At 59.9% G+C, this 19,561-nt stretch carries 16 protein-coding genes, 1 tRNA gene and 1 other RNA gene; 6 read left to right on the forward strand and 12 right to left on the reverse strand.

The genetic code is table 11. The features are described from left to right. Window positions 1–561 precede the first annotated feature (561 nt). From HBA49_RS11070 to HBA49_RS11080, 3 genes are all read right to left on the reverse strand, one after another. Window positions 562–876, reverse strand: coding sequence for a YbaB/EbfC family nucleoid-associated protein (locus HBA49_RS11070; protein ID WP_034994756.1), 315 nt, complete (start codon window positions 874–876; stop codon window positions 562–564). Window positions 877–981: 105 nt separating this feature from the next. Continuing rightward, the gene (locus HBA49_RS11075; RefSeq protein ID WP_005524682.1) at window positions 982–3,915 is read right to left on the reverse strand and encodes a DNA polymerase III subunit gamma and tau; all 2,934 of its coding nucleotides are present in this window, start codon (window positions 3,913–3,915) and stop codon (window positions 982–984) included. Window positions 3,916–3,969: 54 nt separating this feature from the next. Next, window positions 3,970–4,524: a suppressor of fused domain protein gene (locus HBA49_RS11080; protein WP_005524302.1), complete on the reverse strand. Its 555-nt coding sequence runs from the start codon at window positions 4,522–4,524 to the stop codon at window positions 3,970–3,972. A 55-nt stretch (window positions 4,525–4,579) separates the two neighbouring features. Between HBA49_RS11080 and HBA49_RS13190 the strand changes: the two genes are divergently transcribed. Beyond that, a complete protein-coding gene (locus tag HBA49_RS13190; RefSeq protein ID WP_256588185.1) occupies window positions 4,580–4,705 on the forward strand; it encodes a hypothetical protein in 126 nt (41 codons plus the stop codon). Here HBA49_RS13190 and HBA49_RS11085 read toward each other — a convergent pair. Both HBA49_RS11085 and ffs read right to left on the reverse strand, forming a co-directional pair. After that, window positions 4,702–5,976, reverse strand: a complete 1,275-nt coding sequence (locus HBA49_RS11085) for an aspartate aminotransferase type Ic (RefSeq protein ID WP_005524031.1) — start codon at window positions 5,974–5,976, stop codon at window positions 4,702–4,704. The two genes, HBA49_RS13190 and HBA49_RS11085, sit on opposite strands and share 4 nt — an antisense overlap. A gap of 113 nt (window positions 5,977–6,089) precedes the next feature. Continuing rightward, window positions 6,090–6,186, reverse strand: an RNA gene (gene ffs, locus HBA49_RS11090) — signal recognition particle sRNA small type. A gap of 133 nt (window positions 6,187–6,319) precedes the next feature. Between ffs and HBA49_RS11095 the strand changes: the two genes are divergently transcribed. Both HBA49_RS11095 and HBA49_RS11100 read left to right on the forward strand, forming a co-directional pair. Then, a tRNA-Ser gene (locus HBA49_RS11095) sits at window positions 6,320–6,405 on the forward strand. 421 nt (window positions 6,406–6,826) lie between these two features. Beyond that, window positions 6,827–8,299, forward strand: coding sequence for a DNA methyltransferase family protein (locus HBA49_RS11100; protein ID WP_005524195.1), 1,473 nt, complete (start codon window positions 6,827–6,829; stop codon window positions 8,297–8,299). On the opposite strand, the gene gluQRS is transcribed toward HBA49_RS11100, so the two are convergent. Further along, complete coding sequence (gluQRS, locus tag HBA49_RS11105) at window positions 8,291–9,178, reverse strand: tRNA glutamyl-Q(34) synthetase GluQRS (RefSeq protein WP_005524515.1); 888 nt, start codon at window positions 9,176–9,178, stop codon at window positions 8,291–8,293. The genes HBA49_RS11100 and gluQRS overlap by 9 nt on opposite strands. A 734-nt stretch (window positions 9,179–9,912) precedes the next feature. Further along, window positions 9,913–10,863, reverse strand: coding sequence for a hypothetical protein (locus tag HBA49_RS11110; RefSeq protein WP_225866116.1), 951 nt, complete (start codon window positions 10,861–10,863; stop codon window positions 9,913–9,915). Window positions 10,864–10,941: 78 nt separating this feature from the next. On the opposite strand from HBA49_RS11110, the gene HBA49_RS11115 reads away from it, so the two are divergent. Continuing rightward, a complete protein-coding gene (locus HBA49_RS11115; protein ID WP_005524070.1) occupies window positions 10,942–11,625 on the forward strand; it encodes a queuosine precursor transporter in 684 nt (227 codons plus the stop codon). On the opposite strand, the gene tgt is transcribed toward HBA49_RS11115, so the two are convergent. The 3 genes from tgt to HBA49_RS11130 are packed head-to-tail and all read right to left on the reverse strand — an operon-like array spanning window position 11,616 to window position 14,333. Continuing rightward, on the reverse strand, window positions 11,616–12,854 hold the full coding sequence (gene tgt / locus HBA49_RS11120; protein ID WP_005523967.1) for a tRNA guanosine(34) transglycosylase Tgt: 1,239 nt from the start codon (window positions 12,852–12,854) through the stop codon (window positions 11,616–11,618). The two genes, HBA49_RS11115 and tgt, sit on opposite strands and share 10 nt — an antisense overlap. A gap of 38 nt (window positions 12,855–12,892) precedes the next feature. Continuing rightward, window positions 12,893–13,522, reverse strand: coding sequence for a GNAT family N-acetyltransferase (locus tag HBA49_RS11125; RefSeq protein WP_005524128.1), 630 nt, complete (start codon window positions 13,520–13,522; stop codon window positions 12,893–12,895). 10 nt (window positions 13,523–13,532) lie between these two features. Further along, window positions 13,533–14,333 carry a DUF1963 domain-containing protein gene (locus HBA49_RS11130; RefSeq protein ID WP_005524267.1) on the reverse strand — a complete coding sequence of 267 codons (801 nt, stop codon included), beginning with the start codon at window positions 14,331–14,333 and terminating at the stop codon, window positions 13,533–13,535. Window positions 14,334–14,426: 93 nt separating this feature from the next. Here HBA49_RS11130 and HBA49_RS11135 point away from each other — a divergent pair, with 93 nt between their 5' ends. Then, on the forward strand, window positions 14,427–15,224 hold the full coding sequence (locus HBA49_RS11135; RefSeq protein ID WP_005523888.1) for a YwqG family protein: 798 nt from the start codon (window positions 14,427–14,429) through the stop codon (window positions 15,222–15,224). 19 nt (window positions 15,225–15,243) lie between these two features. Here HBA49_RS11135 and HBA49_RS11140 read toward each other — a convergent pair whose 3' ends face one another. Next, the gene (locus HBA49_RS11140; RefSeq protein WP_040431257.1) at window positions 15,244–16,155 is read right to left on the reverse strand and encodes an alpha/beta hydrolase; all 912 of its coding nucleotides are present in this window, start codon (window positions 16,153–16,155) and stop codon (window positions 15,244–15,246) included. A 682-nt stretch (window positions 16,156–16,837) separates the two neighbouring features. Between HBA49_RS11140 and HBA49_RS11145 the strand changes: the two genes are divergently transcribed. Beyond that, entirely contained in the window at window positions 16,838–17,083 is a 246-nt protein-coding gene (locus HBA49_RS11145; protein ID WP_040431254.1) for a hypothetical protein, read from the forward strand. Here the strand turns inward: HBA49_RS11145 and HBA49_RS11150 are convergent, their stop codons facing one another. Then, window positions 17,084–19,528 (reverse strand): MMPL family transporter, encoded by a 2,445-nt coding sequence (locus HBA49_RS11150; protein WP_005523913.1) that lies wholly within the window; start codon window positions 19,526–19,528, stop codon window positions 17,084–17,086. Window positions 19,529–19,561: the final 33 nt, after the last annotated feature.

Raw genomic sequence — 19,561 nt, forward strand, 5'->3', positions numbered from 1 at the left:
GGGAAAACCAACCACAGCAACCAAACACCATGCTTAGAAGAATTGAAGCTTAAGCAGGCTGATGAAGGTATCTTTACCCTCAGGTGGTAGCAATAGTTCTAAGCATGGTTTCCAGTTTTAGAGCCAGCCGACCCCTGGTGATTTAGTGCACCAGAAAAAGAAAACCATGCTTAGCAGATCTGCAATGTGACCGAGGGCTAAAACTGTCCTGGAAGAAAACCAATCAACCCACCCCGCTTCACGACTGCTAAGCATGGTCTTCGGTCAAATCAGTCCTCCACAAGACCCCATCTGAATAAAGACCATGCTTAGCATAACTACTACTCCCAAGGGCAAGAGCACCACCGCCAGCCCACCTGGGCTTCAGAAGTTCTAAGCATGGTTTCCGGCATTAGGGCAAGCCAGCTCCTGGGGATTGAGCACAACAGAAACAGAAAACCATGCTTAGCAAACATGCTGCCAGAGGTGTGCAAGGCACAAGGGGTTGGGCCGGCCGGGAGGGCGTCGTAAAGCAAAAGGAAAACCCCGACCGCAAAGGGCCGGGGATGCATAATATGCAGACTAGAATCCGAAGCCACCCATGGCGCCTTGCAGGGGCCCCATCTTATCCTGGGCGATCTTGGCGAGCTGGCCGTGCGCATCGTTGTAGGCGCCAACCAGGAGGTCCTGCAAAGTGTCGGGGTCTTCGGGGTCGATCACCTTCGGATCAATGTTCACCGACGTGACAGTGCCGGAACCCTGCATCGACACCGACACCAGCCCATTGCCAGCCTGCCCAATCACAATGGACGACATAATCTCTTCCTGCGCAGCCTGCAGCTTAGCCTGCATTTCCTGCGCCTGGGCCAAAATATCGGACATATCAGGTTGACTCATCATTTTGCCTTTCTCTAGAGTTTCGCCGCTCAAGTGTACCTGCCATAGCAGCTATCATGCATACTCAGACACGCGCCGGGCCACAACGCTTTCGCTATACGACGACTATACGACGCGCCCCCCAAGCTCCTGCTCCACCAGGGAAATCGCAATGGTCATGGCATCACGATGGTCGTGCTCCCCCAGCTCCGTGGCCGCCTGGTGCATCATCTCGGCCTCCTCATCACCAGGCCGGTGGGGCTGGCGGGACTGATGATGCTGGTGGTGGGTGCGACGGTGGGATGAATCGTTGCTGGTGCCGGCACCAGGGCTGCTACCGCTATCAGGGGCGGAGCCGGGGGCGGGGGCTGCGTTCTGGGATGCCCGTGCGGGGGCCGCGGATGCCGCAGACGCGGAGGCTATCGACGTAGTGGGCGCCGACACTCCAGGCGACACCGGACTCGCAGGACCCACCGGCGTCGCAGGAACCACTGATTCCCGCTGCTCAGAAGGCTCGGGTGCCCCCTTGGGCGCAGGCGGCACCGGCTGACCGGGCGCAGCTCCAGACACCGGCGCTGCCCCAGCCCCGAACCCAGCCTCCACTCCGGGCTCCGGCGCCGACATCTCGGGCACATCAGCCTGCGGTGGGGGCGGTGGGGGTGCGTCCCATGGTTCCGATGGTTCTGGCGGCGCCGGGGTACCATCCGAGAACCGGGGCGCATTCTGTTGCTCTGCCAGGAGTTTATTTCCCCGGCGCGCCCGTTCCCGCCACGTTGAGGTCGTGGGTCTTGCCGATGGCTGAGGTTGGGTTTGCGCCTGGGGTGCGGGTCGTTCGTGTACCGGTTGGGCGGGCTGCGCCTGGTAGGTGGGTTGGTGAGTTGGCTGGTGGGCAGACTGGTGGGTAGGCCCTCCACCGCCCCCTAGTTGTGCCGGTTGCCCCCAAATGCTGGTTGCAGATTCGACAGCAGGGTTGGCGGTGCTGGACTGCTGGTTAGGCGCGACAGCAGGGTTGGTGCCGGCCTCAGAAGCGTCTTCAGGAACGACAGCACTGTCTGATTTGGGCATGTCAGGCGCGGATTCTGGTGCTCCGCCGAGTCGCGCGGGTTCACCCCAGGTGTCTTCCGGAGCTGCAAGCGCGGGTGGTACAGGGGGTGCAGACGGCTCGGGCTCCGGCGCGACTTCCCGTGCGGGCTCCGGCGTGGGCGGCGAGGGTGGCGTGGCTTCCGGTTCTGTCGCATCCTCAGGCAACTGTACGAGCCCCGAATCCACGTCAGACTTCGCCAGCTTCGGTGTGTGCCCTGATTCCGCTGGTTCCACCTGCTCGGCCGCCACTGGATTGGTCGATTCCGCCTCTTGCGCAGCGGTTTCTTGGGCATCCCCGTCGCTCCCGGCCTCGCCGGCATCCTGTTCGGGGTTCCATACGGGCTTTGGGCTGTCGGTCTCAAAGCCGAACGCTTTTGGGTTGGTGCCCACCTCGCATCGCACTTCCAGCTCTAGCCCGGTGGTTTCCAAAACAGCACTCTGGATTGTGGCATTGTGCTCGGGTGCGTTGAGCCGCGAAGCCAGCGCCCCCGTGTTATGCCCCAGAACCAGCGTTTCGTCCGCGATTCCCAAAGGTTGGGCTCCGGTGAGGAGGATGCCCGCAACCGCATTGGTTTTCGATACTGTTGAGCGGATTTTGTCCCAGGCGTTTTTGATGGCGTCAATGGGTTGCGCGTGCACGCTTGTCGACGCCGGCTGGGGCGGCGTCGACCGGGTTTCCGGAGATTCCTCGGATTCCCGGGGTTTCGCCTCGACCGGCGCCTCGACAACCTCGGGTTTTTCGGCCACGTTACGGGCTTCTTGGGCTTCGCGGGCGCGACGTTGGGAGGGCCGCTCGTATTTTGATGATGGTGTCGATGCGGGAGCGGCTGGCGTAGGCCGCGCAGAAGGTGCGGATAGCGCAGGTGCGGGGGCCGCTTGTCCTCCCGGCTCTATGAGCATTTTTGCGCAAAGGATTTCCAGCAGCAGCCTGGGGCTGGTTGCGCCTTTGAGGCTGCTGAGGCCATCGTTGAGAATGCCGGCGATCCGGGGAATTCGTTGCGAGTCGAACTCTTGTGCTTGTTGCAGGAGAATTTCACCCCGATCCGTGGGGGCGTCGACCAGTCCTAGGTTGACGGCATCGGGGACGGCCTGGAGCAGCATGAGGTCGCGCAGGCGGTCGAGGAGGTCTTCGGAGAATTTTCGGGGCGACAGGCCGGCCTCGATGACGTCATCGACCGTGGTGAAGAGGCTGGCACGATCGTTGGTGGCGAGGGCGGCGATAGTGGCGTCGATAAGCGTGTCGTCGGTAACGCCGAGAAGCATGCGGGCGTATTGGTAGGTGAGGCCGTCGGGGCCGGTGCCGGCGAGAAGTTGGTCGAGGATGGAGAGCGTGTCGCGGGGTGAGCCGCCGCCGGCACGGATGACCAGCGGATACACGGATTCTTCAATGATGGCGCCTTCGGCAGCGACGGTGCGTTCCAGCAAGCCACGCATGGCCTGGGGGGTGAGCAGGCGGAAGGGATAATGGTGGGTGCGGGACCGGATGGTTCCGATCACTTTTTCGGGTTCGGTGGTGGCGAAAATGAAGATGAGGTGCGCGGGCGGCTCCTCCACGATTTTCAAAAGCGCGTTCGAACCCTGGTTGGTTATCATGTGTGCTTCGTCGATGATGAAGATGCGATAGCGGGATTCGGCTGGCGCAAACATGGCGCGGTCGCGAAGTTCTCGCATGTCGTCAACACCGTTGTGGCTGGCGGCGTCGAGCTCGGTCACGTCCAGGTTGCCGGGCCCGTTGGCGGCAAGGGACACACATGAGTTGCATTTTCCACAGGGTTTTGAGGTGGGCCCATTCACACAGTTGAGCGAACGGGCCATAATGCGGGCAGAGGAGGTTTTGCCGCAACCGCGGGGGCCGGAGAAAAGGTAGGCGTGGTTGATTCGGCCATTGTCGAGCGCCGCCGACAGTGGCACGGTTACTTGTTCTTGACCGACCAGTTCGTTGAAGGAACCCGGGCGATATTTGCGATATAAAGCCACGGGTTCCAGATTACCGCATGACGCCTACCACATGCGGACACAATAGTAACTGGGCTACCGTTGCCAATCGAGCAGGTTAACCCCGGTTTTTTCCAGCTCATCCAGGAGGTCTCGCGCGCCGTAGGTGACGGCGTAGTTGAACTCGTCCTCGGTAATCAGCAGCAATTCCAGCATGAGCGTCCACCGATCTTCCTCGATAAACTGCGGCACCGACGGCCCCCACACCTCCGGGGCCACGAAAAGCCCATGGCAAACGGTGAGATGTTCGGGCAGCACCGCCAGGCCAATGCCGGGGATAATAGTGTCGGGTTGCGCATGCAGCGTGCCATTGGCCTGCACCAGCGTTTGCACAGTAGCGTCCACGACGTGCATGGCATCGCTTTGCGACGCTTCCGTGATCGTGAAAAACTCACACCTCACATCGAGCCCACCCGATTCCAGCCCTGTGTCCACCTCGTTAAATCCCATGGTCGAGCAGAGGGATATTTGTTCTTCCGTTTCGAAAGTCGCCAGGATAGTGGGATACCCTTCCTCCCGTTTCGCCTCGTGAAGACTCATTTCTCCATCGAATAGACCATCGATCCAGGCGGCGGTTTCATGAATATCCATTGCATACTTTCTTAGGTTATGGGGGCTCGGAATCACGGCGCGGTGGTGGTGCAGTGTGGCGCGGCGGCAGCAACGCAGCGGTGCGGCAGGACACGCGCCTTGCGGGTTGGGGTTGGGCCCCACCGGCGCCGACCACCAGCAGGCCGACACCAGCCGCCCACCGCGTCGTAAAGCGACTTAGCTAGCTGCGGCTTTCTCCGCGGCGGCCTTGAGTACGCAGGTGGCCACGCCATCCATGGCGATCTCCAGCTCGGACACCGGCGGCAGGGACGGCGCCAACCGAATGTTACGGTCATTGGGATCCTGCTTGAGCGGGTAGGAGGAACCGGCGGCGGTCAGGGCAATGCCGGCCTCCTTCGCCAACTCCACCACCCGACTGGCGGTACCATCCACCACATCCAGGGAGATAAAATAGCCGCCCTTCGGCTTCGTCCAGGTAGCCACGCCGTAGTCGCCGAGGCGTTCCTCCAAAATGGTGAGCACCCGTTCGAACTTGGGGGCGAGCGAACCGGCATGCTTCTGCATGAGGGCCTTGAGTCCGGCCACATCCTGAAAATATTTTGCGTGGGCTAGCTGGTTGATCTTGTTCGGCCCGATGCCCCGAATGTTGGCGTAGCTGGCGTACCAGTCCAGGTTGGCGGTGGAGGACGCGAAGAAGGACACGCCCGACCCGGCGTGGGTGATCTTCGAAGTGGAAGACATGAACCAGAACCGGTTGGGGTGGCCGGCCGCCGCGGACAGCTCCAACACATTGTAGACAACCGGGAATTCGTCGGTGAGGGTGTGGATGGCGTAGGCGTTGTCCCAAATAATGCGGAAGTCGGGGGCAGCGGTGTCCATGGCGGCAAGCTCCTTGCAGGTGGCCTCGGAGAAGGTCACGCCGGTGGGGTTACCGAAGATGGGAACGGTCCACATGCCCTTGACCGCGGGATCCTTGACCAGTTCCTTGACCACGGCCATGTCGGGGCCGTCGTCGGTCATGGGGACGTGGAGCATCTCAAAGCCGAACAGTTCGGTGATGCTGAAGTGCCGGTCGTAACCGGGAACCGGGCACAGCCATTTGACCTTGGGCTCGTCCCGCCAGGGCCGCTCGGAATCGTTGGTGCCGAACATAAAGGCGAAGGAGATAAGGTCGAACATGATGTTCAGGCTGGAGGCGTCGCCAGCGATCACATTATCGACCGGCAGACCGAGAGCTTCAGCCCAGAGAGCGCGAATGTCTTTGATGCCGGTCAGGCCCCCATAGTTGCGGCAGTCGGTGCCGTCGGCGGCGTGGTAGTCGTCCACGCCGGGCAGGGCCAGGATGGCGTTGGAGAAGTCCAGCTGTTCGGCGGATGGCTTGCCGCGGGTGAGGTCGAGCGTGAGGTTGCGGGCCTTGAGCTCGTCGTATTTTGCGTTGATGTCTTTAGTGAAGGCTGCGAGGCGTTCAGCGTCATAGTCACGTAGGGTCACGATGATCCACCTTAGGTAACAGTATGGTTGGGATTTCTCCAACAAACTTTAGCGTCATCCCCCAGTTTTCGCCGCTAGTTTCCAGCAACCCCCAAACCCCTGCCCCAAAAACACAAAAGGGGACTCCGCACACCCGTCAGAGCCCGCTGACCCTTGCTGCATTCCTGCCCTGGGGGGGTTCACGAGATATACGCCATGCGAAGTCCTGCATCTGACTCTAGCCGAAAGTTGCCGATAAACCCAACCAGCCACCATTTCCGCTGGACAGGGCCGGGCGCGCGGGTGGATTTGGAAGTTGCTGCACAGTTAGGTAAAGTGTCCGTGGTACATGCGCATGTACGTTGGAGGATTCGACTAGCGGCCTATGTCACACGCCTGGAACGCGTGCGGGGCTAACGCCCCTCGTGGGTTCAAATCCCACATCCTCCGCTCTATCACCCCGGTTCTTTCCCAGAGCCGGGGTTTTGCTTTGCGACGCCCACCTCCCGGCCGAAACCTCCAGAAAAACAGTGCTCCCCATCACCCTGATCGATTCAGTATCACCTTCCCCACTCCACCCCCGAATCGGGGGATGAACCGACCAAAACGCCCTTTTCAAGTTCAATCCTTGGGGGCACTCGCTGGCAGCAAAAGAGCACTCCGACCACTCACCACAATGGCCACCAACCCCACCCCCGTAAGGGGGAGAAATTGCGTGAGTCTGGTACTAAAATCACGCCAACTCCCAGGCGCCCCGCACATATATTCGGAATATAGAACGCTGGCAGATTCCATATTTCCTCACGGTCACTACCCCAGAATTGGGTTAGCCACGTGAGCTCGTCGGCAAGCGGGGAATTACAGTGGCGGTATGCCCAACAACGAATTCGGCGATTTTCAAACCCCGCTGGCACTGGCGCGCCGCTGCCTGGAGGTGCTGGCGTTGCCGCAGCATGGGCCGATTCGGGTGCTGGAACCCACGTGCGGGCGGGGCGCGTTTCTGCGGGCGGCCAAGGAACGAAACCCGACGTCAATCAGGTATGGGATCGACATTAACGCCGATTATGTACAGGTAGCGCGCAACTATGGCACGGTGGCACACGCCAACATATTTACCCGCAATCTGACAGACATTTCCTGGCCGGACCCGACCGCGCCGCTGTTCGTTATTGGGAATCCACCGTGGGTCACCGCCGCAGAGCTCAACCGCATGGGATCGAATAATATTCCCCCGAAGAAAAACTATAAGGGGATGCCGGGCATTGCCGCCCTGCTGGGAAGCTCCAACTTTGACGTGTGCGAATACATTATTCTCAAGGCCCTCACGGAGCTGCGGGGCCAACCGCTGCGCCTGGGCATGCTCTGCAAGACTCATGTTGCGCGCAATGTTCTTGTGGAGTGTGCCCGGGCCCGCATCCAGGTGGCCACGGCCGCCCTCTACCCCATCAACGCCCGCCGCTGGTTCAACGCAGAGGTCGATGCCTGCTGGTTCACGCTCACCATCGACCCAGCACTCCCCCAGGGAAACTACGCCATTGATGTACACGAAAACCTATTCGAAGGCGCCGGCAAGATTGCCCGCCGTTGGGGTATTGTCGGAACCACGCTCGTGTCAGATCTTGATGCCTACCAGTTGGTTCGTTCCGCCGACGGCCCCAGCCCCTATACGTGGCGGTCTGGCCTGAAGCATGATGCCGCCCGGGTGTTCGAATTCACGTCGTTCCCGGAGAATTTAGAGTCCGAATACATTTACCCCCTGCTCAAGGGCACCGATGTGTTTCGGGGCCGCCATCAGCACCCCTCCCGATGGGTGCTGGTGCCGCAGCACAAATTTGGTGAGGACACCGCCCACCTGCAGTACACGGCGCCGAAGGTGTGGCGCTACCTCATTGGGCACGCCGCCGCCCTAGACAATCGCAAGTCGATGATTTACCGGAATCGTCCCCGGTTTTCGGTGTTTGGCCACGGCGACTACACGTTTGCCCCCTTGAAGGTGAGCTGTTCCGGCATGCACAAGGAGTCCCGGTTTCAGCTGGTCACGCAGGCTAAAACACCGCGTGGTGCCCGGCCGGTGGTATTGGACGACACCTGCTATTTTCTGCCGTTTGAAAACAGCACGCATGCGGCCCTGGTCACGGCAATCCTCCGTAGCCCCGAGTGTCAGGCGTTTATCCAGTCCCTGGTTTTTTGGGATGCGAAGCGCCCGATCACGAAGAAGCTCCTGTCCCACATTGACCTGTTCGCCCTCCCCTGCGACCGGTCCACGATCCGCGCGACGGCTGCGGCGATTGCGGCCGATGCGGGTGTTCGGTTTGATGCAGATGAGGCCACCGAGTTATTTTAGCACGAACGGTTCGCGCGAAAGCCGCTCCGGCCGGAACTGTTTCAGCAGCTCTTGGGATGTTTCCGCCCCATAGCTTAACGACGCCGCGATGCGCGGGAACATCTCTTGCGGCCGCATGCTTCGCAGGGTCACCTCCGCCCCGTCCCGTTTTGACAGCCGTTGGCCGGCCGCATTCATGACCAGCGGCACATGCACATATTCCGGCACCGGCAGCTGAAGAAGATGCGCCAGGTAGGCCTGCCGTGGTGCGGAGCTGAGCAAGTCATCACCCCGAACCACCTGATCCACCCCCTGGTAGGCGTCGTCTACGACGACGGCCAGGTTATATGCCCAGTCTGGTTGCGACCCGCCCCGGCGCAGCACCATATCATCGACTTCTCCCACCACCTCCCCGGCGTAATAGTCGTGGATCTGCCACTTGGCAACTCCGGCCCGGAGCCGCAGGGCCGGCACCCGACCCTGCCCAATCAATTCGGCCCGCTTGAACATGCGTTCGTCTTCCGTGAGGTCCCGGCAGGTCCCCGGATAGTGGCCCGGTATACTGTGCGGCGCCTGGGATGCCTCGGCTATTTCTTTCCGGGAGCAGTAGCATTCGTAGTGTGGTAATTTCACCAAAGCCGCAGCATAATCCTCAAATCTTTGCGACTGGTACAGCACCTCCCCATCCCAATCCAGGCCTAAATCCGCCAAATCGGCGATCTGCTGGGCCGCCGACTCCGCCGACGACCGCCCAGTATCAATGTCCTCCACCCGGAGATAGAATGCTCGACCAGTTGTTCTAGCGAACAGCCAGGCCAGCACCGCCGTACGGAGATTCCCGAAGTGAAGGTCCCCACTGGGACTGGGCGCATACCGGCCCGCACCTACAAAATCTGTCATGGCATATATCCTAATTATCCCCCACCGGTCGGGCCGGGCTAGACGCCCGTGGCAGTGCCCATGGCCATGGCGCCCTACGGCGCCCCACCCTGCCGCCGCCGCTCCGCGCCGTACCACCCCGCCGTGCATCGCCCCACCCCATCCCGGCACCCGAGGCGGCAGCACATTTGCTAAGCTCGGTTTTCTCTCGGAGCCGGCCCACGCCACCCCAAATCCGCAGGAAAATTCCTGCCGCCAACCAAAGACCATGCTTATCAAGTATGAAGCCAAATTCCCCTGCCCCTCCAATCCCTCAGGCTACTGGATCGCGGACTCCCCTCTCGCTAACTTCCTCGGATTTTGCTCCAAAACAAGCCCAAGCCCGAGGGCCCACACCCGGAAATCGAGCTTATCAAACCTGCAGCCGCACCCCCGACCGTCCCCAACCCCTCCTGGCAACACCGGGAAGCACCGCCACCCTGGGCTGCACAGGTTCTAAGCTTGGTTTCCATTCCTGCCTGCCCCAAATCCGCAGGGTGATCACCGCCCAAAAACCAAACACCATGCTTATCAAATCTGCTACCCACACCTCAAACAAAAACCCGCACCCAATTCAGGGCAACGAGGATCAGAATTTCAAGGGAAAACGGCTGCCCAAGCCGCAAAAGGCCGCAAAGCTAGTCGCCCGCCGCACCCCAAGCCCCCGCCCGGCCTCAGCACACCCCAGCCCAACCCCCAGACCACAACAGCCTTGCTTAGGCGACCGCGAACCGGTTATCCCACGATGGATGCCCGGCCTGTAGGTTGGGAATCTGGTGGACGTCAGGCGCGTGGTCGCAGTGCAACATACCCAGGGTTTGGGTGAGGGTAGGGATCAAGAGGGTTCTGAGTTCCCAGGGGGCGAACCTCAGCACGTGGTAGCCGTGGCGAATCAGGTGCTTTTCTCGATACATCTGGTCGGAGAGCACCTCGATGAGTTTATCTTGGCTTTGCTGGTATTTTATCCGCCCATCAATCTCGATGATGATGAACCGTTCGATCAGGAGATCCACCCGCCGCCGCGAAAACCCGTCATAATACCACCTGCTGGGAATGGGAATGATCGCCTGCGGATCAACCTGAAGGGCCGGCAGCATGGTGGTGATAATGTAGCGAGCATAGGTCTCATACACGGATTCAATTCCATATAATGCCTGGTCAAGAACTTTTTGGGCGCGGGCCATGCCCCACCGGTGGTCGTTTCGGTCTATGTAGGCCTGGAATTCTTGTTTGCTGTGCCCCATGTGGAGGGCGGCTTCGAGGAAGGCAAGCCCTTCCAATTCCCCGTTGATGGTGCATATGTCGGTGAAGGTGCGGGCGAGGGTGGTGACGCGGTTGCCGCCGATGAGGCATATGTCGGTATCCGGGAGCACCGCGTATCGGTAGCGAAGGATGCTGTTTTCCCATTGGGATCTGGGCGGCGGCTGTTGTCGGCCGGGGAGGGTGAGGTGCACCACCACCTGGTTGGCGTGGTTGAGTATGGGAATGTGGTGCAGGATTCCGGCAGCCAGGCCGGTGATGACGGCGGTGCGCACGGAGGCTGCGGCAACCCTGGTGTGGAGGTCGAGTTTTTCGTGGGCGGGGGCCTGTTCGTAGTCGAGTCTGGGGGTGCTCCATCTGCGGGTGAGGGGCTCGTAGGCGTAGGTGTCGTCATGATGGCGAATCATGGTCAGCATTTTTGATATTTTTCCTGGTCATAGGTGGTTTCACCCTTAGCAATACTCCCATCTAACCCGGACCGCAATATGATATGCACCATAGGAAAATATAGAATATCCGCTATGCCTTCAGGTTCTTCATATATTCCGGTGCAGAAATCCGCTTATCCGGTGTTGCTTGCCCTGTTCACCACGATTTTTGTTTTGTCTAATATTGTCTCCACCAAGGGCGTGCAGGTGGGGCCGCTGGTGACGGATGGCGCGTTTTTCCTGTTCCCGGCGGCTTATGTGATTGGGGATGTGATAAGTGAGTGTTATGGGTTTCGGGCGGCCCGGCGCGCGGTGTGGACTGGGTTTCTCGCTATGATTATTGCGGTTTCCACATTTTATGTGGCGATTTTGCTGCCGGCGGCGTCGTTTTACGAGGGGCAGGCGGCGTTTGCTGCCACCCTGGGGTTGGTGCCCCGGATTGTGGTGGCGTCGTTAAGCGGATATGCGGCGGGGCAGCTGCTCAATGCGTGGTTGCTCACGTTGATGAAGGATCGGCTGGGCGAGCGGGGTTTGTGGAAGCGGCTGTTGGGGTCGACTGTGGTGGGCGAGTTTGGCGACACGCTGATTTTTTGCCTGATCGCCGCGCCGGTTATCGGGATTTCTACGGTTGGCGATACGGCGAATTATGTGGTGGTGGGTTTTGTGTGGAAGACGCTGGTTGAGGTGGTGGTCATGCCGATCACGTACCTGGTTATTCGCCGCATCAAGGCTCACGAATGATAGTACCTGCCTAAGAATTCGCGTTTGTAGTCTTCGTAGTATCCGCCGTTGATGGCGGCCCGGATGTTGTCGACTAGGCGCACGATGAAGCTCACGTTGTGGATTGTGCAGAGAGTGCCGCCTAGGAATTCTTTGGCTTTGAAGAGGTGGTGGATGTAGGCACGGGTGTAGTTTTCCGACACGTAGCCACCGAATTCGGCGTCGATGGGTTCGAAATCTCGTTTGAATCGGGCGGCGGTGAGATTGACTCGTCCGTCTAATGTGTATGCTCCGCCGCGTCGTCCGAGTCGGGTGGGGGCAACGCAGTCGAATGTGTCTGCGCCCGCTTCGATGGCGCGGAAGAGGTCGTCGGGTTCCGAGATTCCCAAGAGGTGGCGGGGTTTGGTGGCGGGTAGTTCGTCGCACACCCAGCCGACAATGGTGCCGAGGTTTTCTTTTTCGAGCGCGCCGCCGATGCCGAAGCCGCCGAAGCCGCGTCGCCCCTCTGCCTCAGCTTGATTGGAAAGTTCTATCAGTCCGCGGGTTGCTTTACGACGCAGGTCCTCGTACTGGGCGCCCTGCACCACTCCCCACAGGGATTGTAGGGGCTTGTCGACGCGCTCCCGAGTCAACTTATCGTGTTCATCCAAACACCTTTTCGCCCACCGATGGGTGCGGTCCACCGAGGCCTCTTGGTATTCCCGGGTGTCCGCCAACACCGTCAGCTCATCGAACGCAAACATGATGTCAGCGCCGAGTTGGTGTTGGATCTGCATGGAGATTTCCGGGGTGAATCGGTGTTTTGAGCCGTCGATCACGCTGCGAAAGTTCACGCCCTCCTCATCCACCAGGGCGTAGCGGTCTTTCTTTTCGGTGCGGGCTACTGGTTCTTGGCTCACGTGATCCATCATGAGCACCTTTTTATGACCCACGCCCAGGCTCATCACCTGGAACCCGCCGGAGTCAGTGTAGGTGGGGCCGTCCCAGTTTTGGAAGGCGGCAACGCCGCCGGCCTCGTCAACAATGTCCGGGCCCGGCTGGAGGTAGAGATGGTAGGCGTTGGCCAGCACCGCCTGCGCACCCGTGGCTTTGACCTGCTCGGGGGTGAGTGTTTTCACGGTTGCCTTGGTGCCCACGGGGATAAACGCCGGGGTGTGAATGTCGCCATGCGGGGTGTGGATCGTGCCGGTGCGCCCATTTTCCGTGAACTCCGTGCCCACGGTGAAGCTCGTGTCTGCCTTCGCTGCCATGCAAGGTAGTGTACAAGTTGGGGACGCTGGTGGCGCAATTACTGGGCTGCGTCGCGTGCCGCATGGGTCACGTGGCGGTTCACCCGGGTCGTCAGGCCGGCCTTGATGGCGGGCCATTCGGTGGAGAGGGCCGAGTACAGCACGGCATCATCAACAACGCCATTCCGCAGCCTGGCATAGGATCGCAGAATGCCATCGCGCTTTAACCCCAGTCGTTCGATTGCGGCCCGGGATTGGTGGTTTGACCATTTGGTGCGGATTCCCACCCGCTGACACCCCAATTCCTCGAAAGCGTATTCGAGTAGTAATAGTTTTGAGTCTGGATTAGTGCCGGTGCCGTGGCTGCTGGCCCGACTCCAGGTGTAGCCGATTTCCAGTCGGGGAACCTCCGGGGAGAGGTCATAATATGTGGTCACGCCCACGGTTACGCCGTCGACAAGCCGAATGCAGGCGAACGGCACCATGCTGCCGGCGTCCCGCAGCGCCAATTTATTGCGAATGTCGGCAGCCATGGCGTCGGGGCTCGGCGTCGAGGTCCACCATGCGGTGTGCAGCTCACCGTCGCGGACGGCCTCGCGCAGCGCATCAACATGGTCGAGGGTGAGGGGTTCGAGGCGAACCAGCTGGCCGGTCAGCGTCAGCGACGGCGAAATCCATAATGAACACATGCCCCTAAGCCTAGCTTGACTCCGTGCCGGCAAATGTCGCCCCGTCCAGATCGCGCCGCAACACCTGGAAATAGCCGGCGTCCCCGATGCACATGTCGCGGGTGGAGTCGAGCGTGACCAGGTGCCGCCAGTCCGACACCGCCCCACCCAGCTTGTCGACGGCATCCGCCGCGGAATCGAAACCAATGCCCGCATGGTAGCCACCAACCCGAATAATCGCCTCACCATCGGGCTCAGCCATCAGCCGGAAATCTTCGTACAAGTCTTCGAATTCGTCGTCTTCTTCGGGGAGCCGAGCCTGGAGTATGTCCATGAGCTGGTCGTGTGCCTCGGAACTCCACCTGGGTATATCCAACCCCTGGTGGGGTATAACCGGATGGTAGCGTTCGAAGAATTCCGGGTCCATGAACCATTCGGAGAGGAACGTGTTGGCGGGATAATCCCGCCGTTCGGTGGGCGCCTCGGGGTCGAAGTACGCCACGTGGTGCCCGCCGGGCTCGTTGGGTTCCCCGGCGAAGACCGCCAAGCGGTAGGGAAATAATGGCCGAGCGTCGACCTGAAACAGAAAGGTCAGGGGTTTTTCGTCCTGGGTGGGCCAGACGAAGTCCGCCGTCGCGTCGGGGCGACCACCAACATAGCTACTGCCCACCGGGGGTTCCGTGGTTGGAACGTCTTCGACTCCTGCGGGGTCCAGGAGAGTGAACCAGAGTGCGGGCTTCGCGCTTTGGGCAATGTCGTCGGCCCAAGCCTGAAGGGAATCGCCACCGAAATTTTTTGCTGCCGCATAAATTCCTTCCGTGTGTGTAAACATATTCTCCACCCTACCGAACCCGCCAGACACTGCAAGAATATATGTTCGAATCCTTAGTGGGTGGTGTCCAATCGACACGTTAGGGTGCTGGCCATGACGATTATGCGACCAGATATCACCAAGATTCCCGCCCAGTATCGGGACGTTCTCACCCGCAACGCCCGGCGCGTAGTGGCCCTGCAGCTGACCGGGGTCCCGGAGAAGAAGGGCGCCGCCGATGCCGCCGAGCCTACCGGCAGCCGCGTGGGCGGGTTAGCGTTTGTCACGGATGATTACCCGGAGCCGCGGGATAGTGATGGTAATCGCATGATTTTTCTGGCCCAATTGAATCTGGCTAAGCTGCCGCCGCTTGAGGGCTATCCGACCGAGGGACTGCTGCAATTTTTTATTGCGGATGATGACCTATTGGGTTTGGAGTATAACAAGTTGGCCGGTGGCTCTGGGTCGTTTGTGGTTCGGTTGATTCCCGCGTCAGAATTGGGCCGGGGTCGCTTGGCGGAGGCGTCGCAAAGCGAGTACACGCCGGTGTCGGGCGGATATTTCACCGTTGACGGCGTGCTGTATGACCAGCTACCCAACTCCGAGGATAAGGATTTCGGTGCCGTGACGGGGATTGACTGGTATTCGGAGGACCCAGAGATTGAGGCCATGTTTGGCTCTTTGTTCGAGTTTCCGCAATCGGTGTACGGCGCGGGGTGGGCAACGTTTACGCAGGAGGATCCGCGCGATGGCGATAGCAAGCTTGAGCTGCTGTTTCAGTTAGATTGGGAGAGGGATAATGGGGTGGAGGTCATGTTTGGCGATGCGGGTGTCGTGAATTTCTTTATCACTCGTGAAGATTTAACGCAGCGCAATTTCCACAACGCAGCGTACAACTGGGACTGTTGCTGAGTCTGCCTCTCCCCAAAACCTAAACCAGCACCGGCTCTTGGGCTGCCGCGACCCGGGCCCGATCCACCATGTTCATGATTTGTTCGGCGATGAGTTCCGGCTCGCTCAGGGGAATATTATGCGCGGATTTGGTGGCGGGCACCCAGCGGCCGGCGGCGGCGATTTTTTGGTGGGCGGCGATGAGCTCCCGGCGGATTTTTGCGATGATTTTCGACCCTTTCATCCCGGAGATAACGCACACATCCACGCCGTCGAGCCGAAGGGGCTGCTTGCTTAACCAGTCGATTTCCGAGAGGAAAAGTTCGGCTTCGGCCGCGGCTGCTTCGGTGGCGGTGCGGCTGGCGCTGCCGGCGATGGCGGCGTTGCGGAGTGGCCGTGGTAGGCCGGCGCCGAGTTTGAACATTGCTAATTTGGCCAGCCGGGTGCGGCCGAGTAGCCGCAGGATGGGTGGGGCGAGGGCAACGCTGGTCCGTACTTTGAGGCTGCTGTACTGGTTGGTCCGGGTGCTGGAGTCGACAAGCATGACGCCGGTGATGGTGCGCCCGGCGGCGCGTCGGCGGGCGGCGGCGAATTGCGCGAGGGTACCGCCCCAGCTGTGGCCGATGAGGAAAACCTGGCGGGGGACGAACGAGTCGATAATGGTGTCGAGGTCGTCAGCCATGTGGGCGAGGGTGCGGGGGCGCGGGTCGGGGTCGCTGCCACCCATGCCGGCCCGATCGTAGGCGACAATGCACACGTTGGGGAGTTTTTCGGCCAGCAGTTTATAGGTTTTACTCCAGTAAAAGCCGTTGGCCCCCAGCCCAGCATCGAGCACCACTAATGTGGGCCCGTTTCCGTGGATCATTGCCCGTATTTTTCGCCCATCGGGGGTGGTGATGAAGCGATCTTCGCCCATAAGGCCGAGTCCTACATATTTCGCCGTTGTGGTCATAGGTACGAGAGTACGCTAATTCGGGGTTAATTGACGCATTCGGAAGGATGGTCACCCTTCAGCTATTGGTGGTACTCTCCCCTGCTTATCGACGCCCACCTCCCGGCACCACCGCACCTCTCCGGCAGCAAATCTGATAAGCATGGTCTTTCAAATCCGCCACCCCAAACCCCCTGGAGCCGGCGCGCCCGCCAAGGGAAAACCATGCTTATCCAATCCGCTACCCCACCCGCCGCGACCCTCCGGGGCGGAAGGCGCCCACCACACAAGGGCAGCAAAAGTTCTAAGCATGGTTTTTATTTTTACCGCCCCAAATCCCCTGGGGATTCATCCGGCCAAAAACCAAAAACCATGCTTATCTGAACTGCTACCCCACCGGGATGCCACGGCAACACCAGGGCGGCCTCAACAACCGCACACAGCACACTTGCTAAGCTTGGACTTCCGGGAAATGCTCCACAATAATCCGCCCACCAGACCGGAAACCATGCTTAGAACATTTACAGCCCAACCCGGGAAAGCCTCCGCAACTCTGTTATCCCACACCACCGGGGCAGCAAATCTGATAAGCATGGTCTTTCAAATCCGCCACCCCAAACCCCCTGGAGCCGGCGCGCCCGCCAAGGGAAAACCATGCTTAGCATTTCTGCTGCCTACTTGATTGCGGGCAGGAAGCGCAGCCATGGCAAACTATGGCCTATGGGCCGTAAAAACCAACGCTATTCGTTCGACACGAAAATGGCAGACCAGCGGGGACGCGGGCCTCGACCCGCGCATGAGGAGGCCCACCAGCACCAACGCCGACACCAACGCCGAGACTGAGTTGGAGAGGCTCCGACGCGAAAACTACCGCCTGCGGATGGAAAGAGATGTTTTAAGAGCGCTCAAGGCCTTAAGGGAGAGCAAGCTCGACAGCAGCTGGGATTGATTACGGTTTGATGGCGGGGAATGAGTCGGTTTGGCCAGCTGGCTTCCAGTGGCGGCCGGTGCTGGCCACTTCGAAAGCATCTTCGATCTCTTGCTCCAGTTTGGCACCCTCAATATCCAGCTGGGGGAGGATCTTGTCCAGCCAGGCGGGCATCCACCAGGTGGCGTGACCACAGAGGAACATTGCCGCTGGGACGAAGGCCATGCGGATGAAGAAGGCGTCGAAAAGCACGCCGGCACCGAGGGCAAACCCGAAAATCTTAATAAACGGAATGGGTTGGCCAATGAAGGCCACAAACACCGCAATCATAATCATGGCGGCGGCGGTCACCACGCGGGCGCCTTGGGCGAAGCCATGAATGATCGACGCCTCGGTGCCGTTGTAATTGCCTTCACCTTTGCCGTGCGCATGCGTGTAATGTTCCCGCATAGCAGAGACGAGAAACACCTGGTAGTCCATGGCTAAACCGAAACACACGCCGATGAGGAAGATCGGCATGAAGGCAATAATCGGGCCCGGAGTACCCACAACCCCCCACAGGCCCTTCTGCCAAAACAGCACCGTCACACCAAACGCCGCACCAACCGACAGGAGAAAGCCGATGCCGGCAATCAGCGGCACCAGAATACTGCGGAAAATAATGAGCAGCAGCACGATCGCCAAGCCCACCACGATGGAAAGGTACAGCGGCAACGCATCACTGAGCCGGTTCACCACGTCCTGCTGCACCGGCACCAGGCCGGTAATACCGGAATCCACCCCGGTGGCCGCTATCACTTCTTCTTCCTTGATGCGTAGCGAGGAAATCAGCTGGTTAGTGGCCGGATCAATGTTCGCCTTCTTCGAGGTGATCGCTAGTTTCGCAGCCATGCCATCGTCCGACGCCCCAATCAGCTGAACGTGCTTCACGTCCTGAGTGTTGCCGAATTTGGAAATCACATACATGTATGTGGCAAATGCCGCCGCCCGCTTCCGGTCGAATTTTGCTGCTTCCGGGGAGCCCTCCGGCGGCTGTTGGAACCGAATCAGCGGCTGGAGCACTTCCGCGTCGGGGTTGACGGTGTGAGCATCAATCACGACCATGAATTGGGCGTCGGCACCTGGGCCGAAACCCTCATAGAGTATTTCGGCCTGTTTCCGCTGGGTGGTTTCTTTTGGGGACTGCCCGTCCGAAGGCAGGGACAGGTGCAGGTCGGCGGCGGGGATCGTCAACGAACCCAGGCCAAACACCACAACGGCCACGATCAGGGACGGCATTTTGTGCACCAGTTTGACCCACCGCTCCCCCATCGGATTGGTGCGCGGCCGGTGGGTAATGAACTTGATTTCTCCCTTAAACACCCGCGGGCCCAATACCCCCAGGATGGCCGGCAATAGGGTGATGGAGATAGTCACGGCCATGGCCACGGTGAAGGCGGCCGCCAACCCCATGTAGGTGAGGAAGGTGATGTTGGCAACAAACAAGGCCACGAGGGCCACGATCACCGTCAGGCCGGCGAACACCACCGCCGACCCGGCGGTACCAATGGCGATGCCCACCGCTTCTTCCCGTTTCACCCGGGATAGCTCGTGTCGGTAGCGGAACAAGATAAACAAGGCGTAGTCGACGCCCACGGCCAACCCCAGCATCACCGCCAACACTGGGGTGATGTTGTTCAATGCCACCAGCGAGGTGGCCAGGGTAATGGACAGGGAGCCGATGGCCACGCTCACCACGGCCACGATCAGCGGCATGCCCGCCGCCACCAGGGAGCCGAATGTGAAGATCAAAATGATGGCGGCCACTGCCAGGCCAATGATTTCGGAAGCTTCTTCCACCCGGATGGGATCACCGTAGCCGGCTCCGCCGGCTTCTACCTCCAGGCCTTCGGCCCGGCCCAGGTCCATGGCGTCCGCAATGACTTTGCGCTGCTCCGTGGTCACATCAGCGGGAATGGGCACATCCACGGAAAAGCTGGTGAACCCGATGCGCCCATCGGCGCTGACCAGGCTGAGGTTTTCGGCGTCTTTCCGGGCGTTTTCTTCCGGCAAACCTTTACTCGTGGAAGTTTCGATAATGAATTTTTGCAGCTCTGGGTTTTTCGTCACCGGATTGCCGAACCGCTGGCCCGGTATCAAACCGTCAAGATTGTCTTGAATATGTTTGATGACTTTGTCGATGGCGGCGGAGTTTTTGGGGCTATCCAGCCGCTCCCCGGGCGGGGCTTTGAACGCGATAGTCACCCCGGCCTCAGCAACCGGGTTTTTCTCTTGGGGAAAGTTTTTCTGCAATAGGTGGGTTGCTTTTTGGGCCTTAGTGCCGCTGATAGTAAACACGTCGTTGTAGTGGGAGCCCAGAGCCAACGAGCCGCCGCCCAATGCGATCAGCACTATCAGCCAGGCTATAATCACAATCCATTTCGCTCGGTAGCAAAATCGCCCCAAGCGGTATAGCAGTTTCGCCACGCTTTAGCCCTTTCCATAGAGATATTCACCTAT

Origin of the sequence: Corynebacterium matruchotii, assembly GCF_011612265.2 — a bacterium.
GTDB lineage: Bacteria > Actinomycetota > Actinomycetes > Mycobacteriales > Mycobacteriaceae > Corynebacterium > Corynebacterium matruchotii.

What these genes read in the sequence shown, in the direction of transcription:
- HBA49_RS11115 (WP_005524070.1), top strand. Translation starts at nt 10,942, where the DNA reads ATGATATGCACCATAGGAAAATATAGAATATCCGCTATGCCTTCAGGT.
- HBA49_RS11145 (WP_040431254.1), top strand. Translation starts at nt 16,838, where the DNA reads ATGGCAAACTATGGCCTATGGGCCGTAAAAACCAACGCTATTCGTTCG.
- HBA49_RS11110 (WP_225866116.1), bottom strand. Translation starts at nt 10,863, where the DNA reads ATGATTCGCCATCATGACGACACCTACGCCTACGAGCCCCTCACCCGC.
- HBA49_RS11135 (WP_005523888.1), top strand. Translation starts at nt 14,427, where the DNA reads ATGACGATTATGCGACCAGATATCACCAAGATTCCCGCCCAGTATCGG.
- HBA49_RS11080 (WP_005524302.1), bottom strand. Translation starts at nt 4,524, where the DNA reads ATGGATATTCATGAAACCGCCGCCTGGATCGATGGTCTATTCGATGGA.
- HBA49_RS11100 (WP_005524195.1), top strand. Translation starts at nt 6,827, where the DNA reads ATGCCCAACAACGAATTCGGCGATTTTCAAACCCCGCTGGCACTGGCG.
- HBA49_RS11125 (WP_005524128.1), bottom strand. Translation starts at nt 13,522, where the DNA reads ATGTGTTCATTATGGATTTCGCCGTCGCTGACGCTGACCGGCCAGCTG.
- HBA49_RS11140 (WP_040431257.1), bottom strand. Translation starts at nt 16,155, where the DNA reads ATGACCACAACGGCGAAATATGTAGGACTCGGCCTTATGGGCGAAGAT.
- HBA49_RS11070 (WP_034994756.1), bottom strand. Translation starts at nt 876, where the DNA reads ATGAGTCAACCTGATATGTCCGATATTTTGGCCCAGGCGCAGGAAATG.
- gluQRS (WP_005524515.1), bottom strand. Translation starts at nt 9,178, where the DNA reads ATGACAGATTTTGTAGGTGCGGGCCGGTATGCGCCCAGTCCCAGTGGG.
- HBA49_RS11130 (WP_005524267.1), bottom strand. Translation starts at nt 14,333, where the DNA reads ATGTTTACACACACGGAAGGAATTTATGCGGCAGCAAAAAATTTCGGT.
- tgt (WP_005523967.1), bottom strand. Translation starts at nt 12,854, where the DNA reads ATGGCAGCGAAGGCAGACACGAGCTTCACCGTGGGCACGGAGTTCACG.